We start from the raw sequence: 13,491 nt of genomic DNA, 5'->3' as shown, positions 1-13,491 counted from the left end.
CTAACATTCATTCAATCAAAATTCATTTTTCAACATTATACTTTTGATTCATGAAATTGAAAATCTATTTCAAACCCTAAGTCTTCTAACATTTTATGATCTGCTGTGCTTTCTTGTCCAACTGTTGTCAAATAGTCTCCCACAAATATTGAATTTGCTGCAAATAATCCAAGTGGTTGAAGTGATCTAAGGTTCACCTCACGTCCACCTGAGATTCGGATTTCTTTTGTTGGGTTTATGTATCGAAATAGTGCAAGTACTTTTAAGCAATATCTTGGATTAAGCTCATTCGTACCTTCAAGCGGAGTACCATCTATCGCGTGTAAAAAATTCACCGGTATAGAGTCAGCATCAAGCTCTTTTAAGCTGAATGCCATATTAACAACATCTTGAAGAGATTCCCGCATCCCAACAATCACCCCGGAACATGGTGAGATTCCACTTTTTTTCACAATAGCAATCGTATTCAAACGGTCATCATATGTATGGGAAGTTGTAATCTCATTGTGATGTTCTTTTGAAGTATTGAGATTGTGATTATATCGATCAACTCCAGCTTCCTTTAATTTATCTGCTTGTTCCGGCTTAAGTATCCCTAAACAAGCACAAACTTTTAATCCATATTTTTCTTTAATTTCTTCTACAGCAGAAGTGACATGGCTCACCTCTTTATCAGTAGGTCCTCTTCCACTCGCTACAATGCAATAGGTGCCTACTTGAAGATGATGCGCTTGCTCCGCTCCTTTTAAGATTGTCTCTTTATCTAGCATTCTATATTTCTGAATAGGTGCTTTTGACACACTGGATTGTGAACAATACCCACAGTTTTCAGGGCATAATCCTGATTTTGTATTCATTATCATATTTAACTTTACTTTTTTTCCATAATAATGTCTTCTTATTTTGAATGCTCCGTCCAATAATTTTAATAAATCTTCATCTGGACATTCTAAAATTGATAGAGCTTCATTCCAGGTTAATACTTTTCCTTTGATTACATCATCAGCCACTAACTCCCAGTTCACATATATTCCCCCTTTATTCATCTACTCTAATGGTAATGATTAGGCGTTAATATGTCAACTTTATATTTGTTTCGGTTTACAAAAAAGGAGCCCATATTGAGCTCCAAAAGTGTTCGATGGATTAGTTAATATAAGCTGCACCTACGATGATTAACAAGATGAAAAGTACTACAATTAAAACGAAGCTGTTCCCGTAACCGTAACCGCCACCATATGGATATCCACACTCATTATAGCAATGCATAATAACTCACTCCCCATAATTTATTTTGATTTCACTCTACATTATGCTATAGGTGGGTTGTATTGTATGTGTGTTCGCCTAGTTTCTAGGTAAAAAAATCACTTCAGTCTACATATGCAACAACAATGAAAAAACCGTGCTTCGGGACTTAGCACGGTTAACACATATTATTTTTCGAAAAATTCAATCCATTCTTGATCAGGACCCCGAAAGAATATATACTTTGCACCATTTGGTAAAACAGTAATATCTTCATAAATCCATTCCACATTGGCAGACTGTAATCTTCTTCTCTCAGCTTCAATATTATCAACTCTGAATGCAATATGATGTACTTTTCCTTCATCAGGTAAATCCGGATTATATCCTTCAATTAATTCGACTATAATTTGGTCTTTCACACCTAAAAATGCCAATTTCATTTTCCCATCAGTATGTAAAAATTGATCAAGAAGTTTTAAACCTACTACCTCTTGGTAAAAAGAAATTGATTTATCAATATCAGCTATTTGGATACCTACATGTTCAAAACCTAAAACTGCCACAATCCCCACTCCTTTTTTCTCCAATATACCCTATTCTATATACTACGTAATTTGTATGTCTGCATTTAAAAAGGCTGAACTTCAGCCCTTTTTACTTACTATTCGAATAATGATAGATATTTTCCATACCCTTCTTTTTCTAAATCTTTCTTTGGGATAAATTTTAATGCTGCCGAATTTATACAATACCTTAGCCTGCTTGGACCCGGACCATCATCAAAGACATGACCAAGATGTGAATCAGCTGTTTTACTTCTAACTTCTGTTCTAACCATACCATGGGAAGTATCTAATTTTTCGACCACTTCAAAGTCCTGAATCGGTTTTGTAAAACTTGGCCATCCGCATCCTGCATCATATTTATCCGTTGAGCTAAATAAGGGTTTACCTGAAACGATATCAACATAAATCCCTTGTTCTTCATGATTCCAAAATTCATTGTTAAATGGAGGCTCTGTTCCACTTTTTTGTGTTACTTCATACTGCATTGGTGTTAATGAAGTTTTTAGATGATTTTTATCTTTCCAATGTTGTTCAATAAACTGATCCCTTCCAGAACCTGAACGATATTGTTTATAACGTCCTGTACTCTTCTTATAAAAATCCTGATGATATTCTTCAGCAGGATAAAAAGGCATTGCCTCACGAATTTCAGTTACGATAGGTTTAGAAAACCTGTTGCTATTTTCAAGATCCTTTTTAGACTGTTCAGCAAGCACTTTTTGCTCTTTAGAATGGTAAAATATAGCTGTTTGATATGATTCTCCGCGATCATAAAATTGACCTCCATTATCTGTCGGATCAATTTGTTGCCAAAACAGCTCTAATAACCTCTCATAAGGGAAAATATCCGGGTTATACGTAATTTGTACAGCTTCTAAATGTCCAGTCCTATTTGAACATACCTCTTCATAAGTAGGATTTTCTTTTTCTCCACCTGTATACCCTGATATAACGCTCTCAATACCTGGTAATTCATCAAATGGTTGAACCATACACCAAAAACATCCACCCGCAAACGTAGCTAATTCTAAATTATGATTATTATTCATTAATTTAATCACCCTACCTCATATGAACTAATGATTTCTATTATATAGCATGTATTATATCCTAGAAAAGTAAACTGCTTACCTTATTTATGATGATATCTCTTGACACATCGATAGAACTTCCTTAGTCTAATGAAAAGGATATTATGTAAGTACGGAGGAAAAAAGTTGAATAATCGTCAAGAAAAAATGTATGAAATGGAAGCTTTAATGCGACATGTATATAGAAAATTACGCCAAGAAATGAATCTTGTTTACGATAACGAAATGTCAAGAAACGAGTTTTTCATATTAAAGACTTTATTTGAACACGGTCCTAAAAAATCTTCCGATTTATCTAAAATGTTGAATGTATCAGCTTCTCACATTACAGCTATAACAGACTCTCTAATTGAAAAAAAATGGATCGAACGTATTCGTTCTGTTCAAGATCGTCGAATTGTAGACATACACCTTACGGAAGATGGAAAAAATACCCTTCTATTGTTTGAAAAGAAAAAAACAGATTTTTTATTAAATAAATTTAATGAGTTTAGTGAAGAAGATATTAAGAATTTTATTATCTTATTTAATAAACTATTAAAAGCTTAATAACCTCTTTGTAATAAGGATGAATTTATGGTCATCCTTTTATATTTTTTCTGAATAAATGAATACAACCTCATTATGAAATTGTCAGCATATCCACTTTTTAAAACATAAAATCTACCCCATTGTGAATAATAAGAAAAACACACATGGAGGTCATGATTCTATGTCATCACCGTATTTATGTCCAAATTGCAAAACCAATAGAACGAGATTCAATATTATTGAACAACAAGTTAAATCTGTAAAATTAAACCCACAAACCGGAGATGTTGTGGAACAACTAGATCAATCTGCATTAGACCCTTTTCACATTTCCTATAAGGGACCTCAATACCGCATTCAATGCGGAACATGCGGCTTAATTGAGGACGAAATTTCTTTTATAAAAAGAGCACAAAATAATAAATAACAGAGACAAGAGGTTAAGAGAAAATAATACTTCTCTTTACCTCTTTTTTAATCATTCACTATTTTGTGTTGTATTAAAAAACATTTTCTCATTGTTGGTGTTCTTTATGCTTTGTTTTTTACCTTTATGCTGTCCCATTTTCCCATCTGATTCATAACTTAATTTATTTTTTTTCATCTTCCCATCCTTCCTTTTATTGATATCCTCATTTTTTCCGAACATAATGAAATATATGTAATCTATTTATACTTACTTGTAGGTAAGTCTACAGACTGAGAGTTGAAACATAGAAGGACTAATTTACCTAGTTTCATAAAAAGTTATTGTAAAAAATATTAATAGATTTTTAACCTATTATTAATTATTAAAGATCCTGTTTAGTTTTTGTAAAATCAGTATACACCCATTCATTTTCTATTATTATTAGATTGAACCAGCCGGGTTCAAAGTAAACACTATTCGTTACATGGGAGGAATTAAGATGAATAAGAGCTTATTGTTAAAAGTCGGAGCATCATTACTTGCTGTATTTTTAATGGCTGCATGTAACAACACAGATGATACTGAACAGGAAGAAACAAATGTAGAAGAAACAGAAGAAGGAACTGAGGAAGAAAGTACAGAAGAAGTTGAAACGGAAGAAGAAGGATCTTAATTAAATAGAAAAACTGAGAGGTTGAAACCCTCTCAGTTTTCATTCTTATGATTTAGATTTTTCATCTTTTATATGCCATAAATAAAAAGCAACACTTAGACACATTGTACTGTATGCAAGATTCAAATATACCTCATCCATATTTTCAGCAGCAAGCTTCTGCCACGCTATCCCGCCAAATATGAACGAAACCAGAATTGCAGCAAGCGCAAAGATCATAAACTTATTTTTCATTCATTGAACCCCCATCTTAATACTCTTACGTCTTATTTATCTATAATCTGACATCTAACTATTCTTGCTGATCTTCAGAAATTATTTTAGCTTGGTCATTCTCATAAGCTACCTCATAGTTCATCTTTTTAGTAGTGCTTTTATGTCCATGATCTGTTTGTTCGGTAACCGTTAAAACTGTTTCTACAAGAACCTTGTCTTCAATTTTTGTTGTTTTAAGCTCATCAACCCTTATTGAAATAATATTCAAATAATCATTTCTAAATGATTGATAATCAATATTTGTTTGCCAGTTACTTCCCAATAATGAATAAGCTGTTACAAAATCCTGATAATTTATACTATCAATGAAATAACTGACAAGGTAATCAGCTGTTTCGATAATTTTATTTTCATCGATTTCTTCATCTTCGTCAACCGCTTCTACAACAGGTAAGTTTTTCATTGGAGTTTCAGACCAGCTATTTACTAATGGAAGGACCGTTCCAATTGGAAGGCTAAATCCGATGCTTCCTTGTTCTATTCTTGCGGAGTTGATTCCCACAACACTTCCTGTTCTTCTATCAATTAGTGGTCCGCCACTGTTTCCTGGAGCAATCGGAGCAGAAATTTGGTAAACATCATCATACTTATACGGTTCTACGTCCAATTCTCTGTCGGTCCCACTAATTATTCCAGTTGTAACAGTGTTCTGAAAGCCTAAAGGACTTCCCAAAGCTAAAATTTCATCACCTAGTTCGAGCGAAGTATTGGGTGCCAGCTTTAATGGTTCAACATTTTCTAATCCATTAACCCTAACAACAGCAACATCGGTTTCAGTACTAATCCCAATTACTTCACCATCATAACCCATTGCATCTGTCGTGCGGATTTTCACCTGCTTCGCACCACTTATTACATGTGCGTTTGTAATGATATCCCCCTTATGATTATAGAGAAAGCCGGAACCGACTGTTCCATCCTCTAACTCAACCATTACAACCTTCTTTTGAACTTCCCGAATAATTTCTTTAATCTCTAGTGGTGGTTGAACCACATTTACATCTTTGTTTTGATTTAAGATCGTTGATTCTGAGTAAACTTTTTTTGCCGTATACTCTTTAACATAAAAAAAGCCTATTCCACCTGCAATCCATATGAGAAGGGATATTAAGATACTGCTAATCATTCTTTTCTTCATAAATTATCCTTTCTTCTCTTCTAAAAGCCATGATATATTTGTGACCTCAACCTTTACCTTTTCTTTTGTTGAATATGATACATGCTCAAAATTTCCTTCTTGACCAGGCTGTAACTTGTTAGGAAAAACATTTGTCTTACCTCTCTCTAGTATTGAACCTTTGCCATTTAAAACCCGAAATTCAATTACTATTGAATGAACACTTTCAGTACCTTTGTTTTTAACAGAGCCTTTAATATAGGCATCCCCATATTTATCAACGTTTGCCTTTACTTCGACTAATTCTACTGCTTGTGTAGAGTTCATCTGTTCTTCTTTTTTGGCAACTTGTATTGCCTTATTAATTCTCTCTTGTTCTGCTGCCTCAAATGCAGTCTTTTCTTCAATTATACGATCTTTTAATGATAATAATTTCTCGTTGTTAACAACATATTGCAGTGCCTCTTCGACTGAATTTATAGCTTTATTAAAGTGCTTTTGTTCCAAATTCTTTTCAGCATCAGAAGCACTTATACTAACCATCTTCATATAAATTTGTTGTTTTATTTCAGAAGCTTCTTGAACCTCCATTGAATAGAGAGTTGACAACTTATCGGCTAATTCATCTATTGTAGAAAGCTGATTTATTTCTTCTTTCATCGTTCCAACCTTGACACTCGTTTCAACTTGATTAATTTCATAGGATAGTTTCACAAATAATGGTGAACTAGTTGTATTAATTTGCCTTTTAATCAAGTTAAGATCTTTCTGAGCATCTTCAAAGTGTTCATTCATTATTTTTTGTTCAACATCGCTTAGATCTTGATTTAAGTCAATAATGGATTCAACTATTTCTTTTTCTTTTATCATTACATCATAGGTATTACGAAATGAAAGGCCGGATTCAAGATAAGATAGTGCTTTCTCATATTCACCAGCTAAAGCAGCCTTTTCAGCTTTTTCTTGAAATTTAAGAACTGTAGCATTTACTTTTGACTCATAAGTATGTGTCAAAATAAGCCCTGAGGTAACAAGTAGTAAACTTAGAAACGGGGTTATATAAACAAGTATTTTCTTCTTTTTATATGAAGAAGGATGTAGTTGTTCTTCTAGCTTCTTTCCACAATTAGAACAATAATTTGCAGACTTTACTGCAATATTTGCTCCACAGTTTGTACAAAACATTACGCTCCTCCTCTCTTGTAGATAAGGGAACAGAGCCTCTTATTAAATGTTGAGACTTTCATTCTAACAATCTATCATTTTCTTTATTTCGACAATCTATTCTCTTAGTATACATGTTTCACAATAATCATTCTAGCCTTTATCGGCAGGGTAATTTGGACCAATTTTCGAGAAAAACAAAGGTCTAACGTATGTTAGACCTTATGGTAACGGAACATGCAATGTAAAAGTAATATCATCTTCCTCAAGATTAAATGACTCTGCGCGAGCACTTAACCCGTTTTTTAAAGTTAATTGATCTAGATGGATATCAATTAACTTATCACTTGAATTAATGACAACATATTCAGGTAGATCATAATAAGTACTCATATACTTTAATACATATGATACCGGTAGTTTTAATTGTCCGATAGATAATTCATTCACAAGCAACTGTACGTTTCCATCGTCCTTTACGATTGGCTCAAGAACTAATTTCATATCAACGTCTTTATTAAATGCTTTAATAACACCATAAACATTTACTTTATCCTCTAATTCTACATAATACTTTAGGTTTTCTTGGTCTGTTTCCTGTTCAAGATAATGATTCACTAATTTTGTTAACGTGCTTTTATCAGTACCAATTAAGAATGGAACAATTTCTTGTCCATCAATATGCTGAGTTTTTTCCTTTTCTTTTGGTTGATCAACAGGCATTAATAATAAAGAGAAAACAACTATTAAAAAAATTAAATTTATCCCAGCAAGTACAAGAAACAACATTTTCCATTTTTTCATCAAATCACTCATTTCTACCAACAAACTTCTTTGTAATATCCTCAGCTGTCATGGCTTGATAAATACGGTCTGCCATTAAAGTATACCCACTCTCATTCGGATGAAACTCATCTTTATAAAGCAACTTTTGATCGCTTTGCGATGAGAAAATATCATCTACAGGTACAAACACACTATTTTCATCTCTTGTAATCATCTGTTTAGATACACTATTCCATTCCTCAATAATTTGATCAATCTCAGGTAAATTTGGCAACATGAATTTAAAAGGATTATAAAGTCCTACAAATATGATAGGAGCATTTGAATTGTGAGCACGAATCGTTGCAAAGATATCCTCTAATCTTCTTTCAAAGTTTAGTTGTTCTTTTCGAAAAGGCTCAAAGTCTAAAGAAAAAATATTCTGACGAACTACATTCATCATATCATTTCCGCCAATCGTTATAACAATAATATCTGCTTGGTTCAAAGCTTGAATAACATTCTCTTCTTTTAGTCTTTTTTGAAGGTTTGTCGTTTTATGCCCTCTTATCCCAAAGTTATCAACATGCACCTCTTTGATTTCTTTTTCTTCCTCTAACATTTCTGTTATTCTTCCTACATAACCACCTTGATTGGACTCATCCCCTACTCCCTTTGTTAAGGAATCTCCTAGGGCAACAAGCTTTACTGACTTAGGAATAAACTCTTCTGAAGGTTCCTCTTTTTGTGTAAGAGAAACTGGTTTGGTTTCAAGTGTTGACATTGATTCAGACACACATCCTGTAAGAATCAAGCTTACTATACTAATGGTAATTACCTTTCTTAACATGAAATCACCCTGTCATCTAGTCTAAAAACCTATTATATCATGAATAATATAATGGTTTTTAGACTGAACTTTCATAATGGAATGATACTCTTTACATAATCATTAACCTAAAAAGATCTACTAAATAAAAAAGTCAGATTTCACAAACACAATATACAGCTTACATTATTAAATAACGTGCTATAATGGAGTGTTTTTGTATCTGACCATCACTTCTATTCAATTACTTAGTTAGCGCCTTAATATCTTTAATCATTTGATCATATGGCGGGTTCTCCACACCATTATAGTCCTTCATAACCACACCATTTTGGTCAACTACATAAAAGGAAGTTCCATGAAGGACTTGATCACTATTTTTAGGTTTTTGAACAATTGTTTTGAAACTTTCTCTTGCAAACTCTTCAATTTCCTTTTGTGAATAGCCCGTTAAGAAATCCCAATTTTCAAATGATATGGAATAAGGTGCCGTAAACTCATTAATTTTTTCGGGAGTATCATGTTCAGGATCTACACTAAACGAAATAATTCTGGCGTTTACACCTTCACTTTTCATCTTCTGCTGCAATTCACTCATATGCGCTGTCATCGGAGGACATACTGTCTCACAATTTGTAAAAATAAAGTTTGCTACCCAAACTGTCCCCTTTAGATCATCCAATGACAGAGGGTCATTATTCTGATTCGTGTAACTAAATGATTGTACTTCATAGTTTAAAGGATCTTTAATGGGAGATTGGTTTCCACACGCAGTTAGTACCAATAAGAAAATACCAAGTACTAAAACTTTCTTATATTTCAACATAATATCTTCACCCTTCTTTTACTTCAACAAAATGAATTTTATCAAAGTTGTCTGAAAAGTAAAAGGTAATTTGTGTGAAGATTTTATGTCTTCATATTTTTATTTTTCATTTTTAAATGTATAATATATATCCTCTAGAAAATATGCTCGATCAAATTTAGTTGCTATGAAATGTGTCGGATAATCAGCAAGCTCCTTAAAAGGTCTAAAGTCACCAATACTCTGACCTCTTGCATCATCACTTTCTGTGCTGACTTTTACTGGCCTTTCTATGAACTCAAGGTTATGGCTATTTACTACAGCCCATATAGTTAACAAATCATGCATAGGTCCTCCGGAAATGGAAGGGTCTCTTTGTTTATACCATTTCGTATAGTAATCGATTATAGGCTTTAACAACATACCCGCCCGATCACCCTTCCTTGTAAAATGCTTATTTAATTCATCTAAATAATTGTCTGGAATAATTGCATAGCTTGTTACATTTAACGGAAAAATCTTAGCTTTTTGTGCCTTACTTAAAACTAAATTTGCAGCATAATGATCACTATAAAAGTTTGCTTCCGCAATAGGTGTTGCATTACCAGGAAACAGAAATGCTCCTCCCATAATAAAAAGCTCTTTAACTTTTGAAAGAAGATTTGGATAGAGGACAACTGCCGTTGCTAGAGAGGTTAGCCTCCCGACATTTACAATCATGATTTCATTCGGAAAAGATTCGATAACAGTAACTATTTCATGAAAATTTTCAAATTCAGGAATTGGTTCAGATAAGTCAGGAGTGATGGGACCTAAACCATATTCTCCATGAATTTCCGGAAAATAAATCGGATCTTCACCTGTTAGTGGTCTAACAGCACCACCGATTATTGGAATATTTGTTAAACCCATTAATTCACTTAAATATGTGGCCGTTCTTGTTGCATTGTCTTTTGATATATTCCCATAATCAACAACAACTCCAACAATTTCTATATCTTTACTATAAAAGGCATATAATAAGGCTACAATATCATCAATTCCAAAATCTCCGATAAACAACACTTTATTACCGATTGTACGCACCACCTTCGATATTCTGACCTTATGTAATACCATCTATAAAAGGTTTGATAACCTTTTCTTCTATCTTATGGTTATTTTATGGTTAATATCTCAATCATGTGCCTATCCCTTTATTAAAGTGTCTATAGATATATATCTTAAAAACAATAAAAAGCAACTCTACTTTCATCATTTGACTTACAAAATGATCAAGTAAAATCGCAGTTTTATTTTATTCAGTATAATACATAAATCCAATTGCCCCTTTGCCTGTATGCGTAGAGATAATAGGAGTTGTAAAAGATATATCTACGGTAATGTTGGGATAAATATCAATTACAGCATTTTTTAAGTTATTCGCAAAATCAAATGCATCTGCATGAGCAATACCCACTGCTTTTACTGTTTTACCTTTAATATCCTCTGCAAATTGCTTTGCTAAAAATTTTACTGCTTGTGAATGACTTCTTACTTTTCCTACAGGGGTGTAAACCCCTTCTTGTAACTTGGCAATAGGTTTAATGTTGAGCAGAGAGCCAATAAGTGCTTTACCTCTGCCAATTCGACCACCTTTCACAAGGTTATCAAGTGTATCAACACTAATATAAAGCCACGTGTTTTGGCGTATTTCATCTATTCTTTTAAGAATTTCCTCTTTTAAGGAGCCAGTTTTAGCCATTTTTGCAGATTCAATCACTTGAAAACCTAGTGCTTTTGAAATAAACCTAGAATCCAATACAGTCACATCTGCTGATGACATTTGGGCCGCCGTTTCAGCTGATTGTACAGTTCCACTTAACCCCATTGACATATGAATAGAAATGATTGCACTTCCATCCTTACCAAGTTCATCATATACTTTCAAAAATTCCCCAACAGGCGGCTGAGAGCTTTTGGGCAGCTCCTTAGATTGACTCATCATTTCAATAAACACTTCTGGAGTCACATCAACTCCATCAAGATAATTTATAGAGTCTATTGTTATTGATAATGGTACAACTGTGATTTCATATTCATCTAGTAAATCCTTATCCAAATCAACAGTAGAGTCAGTTACAATCTTAACTTTGGTCAAACCATCACATCCCTAAAAATACTATCTCCATTATACAATCAATTGTTGGACAATCAATGGTTATTAGAAAGTAATAAGGAAGGGAGCCAATTATTGGTTGGCTCCCTTCCTTCTAAGCATTGTTTTTTAAAACACTTGTGCCAAATATCGCCTCATAATCTGGCCATTTTAGCAGTTTTTTCAAGTAATCTTTAAAAGAATAAACAGTCTTTGGATTTCTCTGTGCATGAATTAATGTTATAAGTTTTTGTAAACGGATTTGAAGCATGAAACAGTATTTGTTATCTTCCTCCAATACTGGAATATCAGTAATCTTTACCTTCTGTCCACTCATTAACTTGAACTCTAGGCTTTTGAATAACAAGTTATCAATCCTCTTTTTTACCCGTTTCCTATATTATAACCTAATACAAATTGGAAGTCTGTCTAAATTTGTCTAATAGCAAGTTTTTTTAAAGTGTTAAAAAATTAAATGAGCAAGTGGAAAAGATTGCTGTCTTTATTCACTTCTTTATAGTAAAAACCCTTTTTCTTCATTCTTTGAAGAAGCGGCTCATAATCTTCTTTTTGTTTTAGTTCAATTCCAACTAATGCAGGTCCTTTATCTTTATTGTTTTTCTTTGTATATTCAAAACGATTGATATCATCGTTTTGCCCTAAAACTTCATCTAGAAATTCTCTAAGTGCACCCGCACGTTGTGGGAAATTAACAATAAAGTAATGCTGTAATCCTTCATACATCATTGATCGTTCCTTGATCTCTTGCATTCTTCCAATGTCATTATTTCCACCACTAACTACGCAAACAACATTCTTCCCTTTAATTTGGTCTCGCAGAAAATCAAGCGCAGATATAGATAAAGCACCTGCAGGTTCTGCAACAATGGCATTCTCATTATATAAATCTAAAATAGTTGTACAAACTTTACCTTCAGGAACCAATAGCACTTCTTCCACTACATCATTACAAATTAAAAATGTTTTGTTTCCAACTTTCTTTACTGCTGCACCATCAACAAATTTATCTATTTTATCGAGAGAAACTACTTTGTTTTCAACTCTAGATTGATACAGAGCAGGTGCTCCTTCAGGTTCAACTCCAATAATTTTTGTTGATGGAGATATTGCATGAAAATATGTGCCTATTCCGGAAATAAGGCCGCCACCACCAACACTTGCTACAACATAATCAATTTCAAAGTCGGCATCGTTTAAAACTTCAACTGCAACAGTCCCTTGACCAGCTATAACATCTGTATCATCAAATGGATGAATAAATGTACGTTTTTCTGCTTCACTGCATTCAACAGCTTTTTGATATGCATCATCAAACGTATCTCCGGTTAAAATAATCTCAACAAACTCTTTTCCAAATAATTCAACCTGTGACACCTTTTGTCTAGGAGTTGTGGAAGGCATAAAAATTTTCCCGTGAATCTTTAATTGTCTGCACGAATAGGCCACACCTTGAGCATGATTACCAGCACTGGCACAAACAATGCCATTTACAATGGCTTCAGGATTTAATTGTTTAATCTTATTAAAAGCACCACGAATTTTAAAAGATCGAACCACTTGAAAATCTTCACGCTTTAAGTATACGTTACATTGGTATTTTTCAGAAAGTTGTTCATTTTTTTGTAATGGTGTATGTGTTACAACATCTTTTAGCAGATGATGTGCTTTTAAAATATCTTCTACATATACGTTTTGCAAATCATTGATAGCTTGTTTCATTTTCACGGTCCTTTCAACTGCTTGTTAATTTGAAATTATATCATGAATATTCAAAATTTAAAGGATATATTATAAATTTTAACATTATTTTAAGAACAACTCGTTCTGTTAATTAAACTTTACACTATGAAAGCTAT

Annotated in this window: 18 protein-coding genes; 3 read left to right on the top strand and 15 right to left on the bottom strand. The window is 33.2% G+C overall.

Annotation, left to right across the window (positions count from 1 at the left end):
• Window positions 1-35 precede the first annotated feature (35 nt).
• From bioB to msrB, 4 genes are all read right to left on the bottom strand, one after another.
• Complete coding sequence (gene bioB / locus LC095_RS24215; protein WP_413467539.1) at window positions 36-1,046, bottom strand: biotin synthase BioB; 1,011 nt, start codon at window positions 1,044-1,046, stop codon at window positions 36-38.
• 100 nt (window positions 1,047-1,146) lie between these two features.
• Window positions 1,147-1,269 carry a YjcZ family sporulation protein gene (locus LC095_RS24210; RefSeq protein ID WP_078432887.1) on the bottom strand — a complete coding sequence of 41 codons (123 nt, stop codon included), beginning with the start codon at window positions 1,267-1,269 and terminating at the stop codon, window positions 1,147-1,149.
• Window positions 1,270-1,436: 167 nt separating this feature from the next.
• On the bottom strand, window positions 1,437-1,814 hold the full coding sequence (locus LC095_RS24205) for a VOC family protein (protein WP_226530537.1): 378 nt from the start codon (window positions 1,812-1,814) through the stop codon (window positions 1,437-1,439).
• 98 nt (window positions 1,815-1,912) lie between these two features.
• Window positions 1,913-2,866: a peptide-methionine (R)-S-oxide reductase MsrB gene (msrB, locus tag LC095_RS24200; RefSeq protein WP_226530536.1), complete on the bottom strand. Its 954-nt coding sequence runs from the start codon at window positions 2,864-2,866 to the stop codon at window positions 1,913-1,915.
• Between the two features lie 168 nt (window positions 2,867-3,034).
• Here msrB and LC095_RS24195 point away from each other — a divergent pair, with 168 nt between their 5' ends.
• Complete coding sequence (locus LC095_RS24195; RefSeq protein WP_226530535.1) at window positions 3,035-3,457, top strand: MarR family winged helix-turn-helix transcriptional regulator; 423 nt, start codon at window positions 3,035-3,037, stop codon at window positions 3,455-3,457.
• 163 nt (window positions 3,458-3,620) lie between these two features.
• Window positions 3,621-3,866: a DNA alkylation repair protein gene (locus LC095_RS24190; RefSeq protein WP_226530534.1), complete on the top strand. Its 246-nt coding sequence runs from the start codon at window positions 3,621-3,623 to the stop codon at window positions 3,864-3,866.
• Window positions 3,867-3,917: 51 nt separating this feature from the next.
• Here LC095_RS24190 and LC095_RS26985 read toward each other — a convergent pair whose 3' ends face one another.
• Complete coding sequence (locus LC095_RS26985; protein WP_264196189.1) at window positions 3,918-4,043, bottom strand: hypothetical protein; 126 nt, start codon at window positions 4,041-4,043, stop codon at window positions 3,918-3,920.
• A gap of 304 nt (window positions 4,044-4,347) precedes the next feature.
• Here LC095_RS26985 and LC095_RS24185 point away from each other — a divergent pair, with 304 nt between their 5' ends.
• Window positions 4,348-4,521, top strand: coding sequence for a hypothetical protein (locus LC095_RS24185; RefSeq protein WP_226530533.1), 174 nt, complete (start codon window positions 4,348-4,350; stop codon window positions 4,519-4,521).
• A gap of 45 nt (window positions 4,522-4,566) precedes the next feature.
• Here the strand turns inward: LC095_RS24185 and ypmT are convergent, their stop codons facing one another.
• From ypmT to ilvA, 10 genes are all read right to left on the bottom strand, one after another.
• Entirely contained in the window at window positions 4,567-4,755 is a 189-nt protein-coding gene (ypmT, locus tag LC095_RS24180; RefSeq protein ID WP_078432883.1) for a protein YpmT, read from the bottom strand.
• Window positions 4,756-4,813: 58 nt separating this feature from the next.
• Window positions 4,814-5,935: a S1C family serine protease gene (locus LC095_RS24175; protein ID WP_226530532.1), complete on the bottom strand. Its 1,122-nt coding sequence runs from the start codon at window positions 5,933-5,935 to the stop codon at window positions 4,814-4,816.
• Between the two features lie 3 nt (window positions 5,936-5,938).
• On the bottom strand, window positions 5,939-7,099 hold the full coding sequence (locus LC095_RS24170; RefSeq protein WP_226530531.1) for an FxLYD domain-containing protein: 1,161 nt from the start codon (window positions 7,097-7,099) through the stop codon (window positions 5,939-5,941).
• Window positions 7,100-7,300: 201 nt separating this feature from the next.
• Window positions 7,301-7,882 (bottom strand): YpmS family protein, encoded by a 582-nt coding sequence (locus LC095_RS24165; protein ID WP_226530530.1) that lies wholly within the window; start codon window positions 7,880-7,882, stop codon window positions 7,301-7,303.
• 4 nt (window positions 7,883-7,886) lie between these two features.
• On the bottom strand, window positions 7,887-8,693 hold the full coding sequence (locus LC095_RS24160) for an SGNH/GDSL hydrolase family protein (protein ID WP_226530529.1): 807 nt from the start codon (window positions 8,691-8,693) through the stop codon (window positions 7,887-7,889).
• A gap of 223 nt (window positions 8,694-8,916) precedes the next feature.
• Entirely contained in the window at window positions 8,917-9,498 is a 582-nt protein-coding gene (locus tag LC095_RS24155; RefSeq protein WP_226530528.1) for an SCO family protein, read from the bottom strand.
• Window positions 9,499-9,597: 99 nt separating this feature from the next.
• Window positions 9,598-10,596 (bottom strand): nucleoside hydrolase, encoded by a 999-nt coding sequence (locus tag LC095_RS24150; protein ID WP_226530527.1) that lies wholly within the window; start codon window positions 10,594-10,596, stop codon window positions 9,598-9,600.
• A gap of 178 nt (window positions 10,597-10,774) precedes the next feature.
• The gene (locus LC095_RS24145; protein WP_226530526.1) at window positions 10,775-11,617 is read right to left on the bottom strand and encodes a DegV family protein; all 843 of its coding nucleotides are present in this window, start codon (window positions 11,615-11,617) and stop codon (window positions 10,775-10,777) included.
• Window positions 11,618-11,729: 112 nt separating this feature from the next.
• Complete coding sequence (locus LC095_RS24140) at window positions 11,730-11,981, bottom strand: DUF2535 family protein (RefSeq protein WP_226530525.1); 252 nt, start codon at window positions 11,979-11,981, stop codon at window positions 11,730-11,732.
• A gap of 104 nt (window positions 11,982-12,085) precedes the next feature.
• Window positions 12,086-13,354, bottom strand: coding sequence for a threonine ammonia-lyase IlvA (gene ilvA, locus LC095_RS24135; RefSeq protein WP_226530524.1), 1,269 nt, complete (start codon window positions 13,352-13,354; stop codon window positions 12,086-12,088).
• Window positions 13,355-13,491: the final 137 nt, after the last annotated feature.

The sequence above is a fragment of the Metabacillus niabensis genome, assembly GCF_020524345.1.
Classification (GTDB): Bacteria; Bacillota; Bacilli; order Bacillales; family Bacillaceae; genus Metabacillus; species Metabacillus niabensis_B.
The sequence above is the reverse complement of the archived record's forward strand: the minus strand, read 5'-3'. Positions and strand labels throughout refer to the sequence as shown.

What these genes read in the sequence shown, in the direction of transcription:
- LC095_RS24165 (WP_226530530.1), bottom strand. Translation starts at nt 7,882, where the DNA reads ATGAAAAAATGGAAAATGTTGTTTCTTGTACTTGCTGGGATAAATTTA.
- bioB (WP_413467539.1), bottom strand. Translation starts at nt 1,046, where the DNA reads ATGAATAAAGGGGGAATATATGTGAACTGGGAGTTAGTGGCTGATGAT.
- LC095_RS24155 (WP_226530528.1), bottom strand. Translation starts at nt 9,498, where the DNA reads ATGTTGAAATATAAGAAAGTTTTAGTACTTGGTATTTTCTTATTGGTA.
- msrB (WP_226530536.1), bottom strand. Translation starts at nt 2,866, where the DNA reads ATGAATAATAATCATAATTTAGAATTAGCTACGTTTGCGGGTGGATGT.
- LC095_RS24170 (WP_226530531.1), bottom strand. Translation starts at nt 7,099, where the DNA reads ATGTTTTGTACAAACTGTGGAGCAAATATTGCAGTAAAGTCTGCAAAT.
- LC095_RS24160 (WP_226530529.1), bottom strand. Translation starts at nt 8,693, where the DNA reads ATGTTAAGAAAGGTAATTACCATTAGTATAGTAAGCTTGATTCTTACA.
- LC095_RS24185 (WP_226530533.1), top strand. Translation starts at nt 4,348, where the DNA reads ATGAATAAGAGCTTATTGTTAAAAGTCGGAGCATCATTACTTGCTGTA.
- LC095_RS24190 (WP_226530534.1), top strand. Translation starts at nt 3,621, where the DNA reads ATGTCATCACCGTATTTATGTCCAAATTGCAAAACCAATAGAACGAGA.
- LC095_RS26985 (WP_264196189.1), bottom strand. Translation starts at nt 4,043, where the DNA reads ATGAAAAAAAATAAATTAAGTTATGAATCAGATGGGAAAATGGGACAG.
- ilvA (WP_226530524.1), bottom strand. Translation starts at nt 13,354, where the DNA reads ATGAAACAAGCTATCAATGATTTGCAAAACGTATATGTAGAAGATATT.
- ypmT (WP_078432883.1), bottom strand. Translation starts at nt 4,755, where the DNA reads ATGAAAAATAAGTTTATGATCTTTGCGCTTGCTGCAATTCTGGTTTCG.
- LC095_RS24150 (WP_226530527.1), bottom strand. Translation starts at nt 10,596, where the DNA reads ATGGTATTACATAAGGTCAGAATATCGAAGGTGGTGCGTACAATCGGT.
- LC095_RS24175 (WP_226530532.1), bottom strand. Translation starts at nt 5,935, where the DNA reads ATGAAGAAAAGAATGATTAGCAGTATCTTAATATCCCTTCTCATATGG.
- LC095_RS24210 (WP_078432887.1), bottom strand. Translation starts at nt 1,269, where the DNA reads ATGCATTGCTATAATGAGTGTGGATATCCATATGGTGGCGGTTACGGT.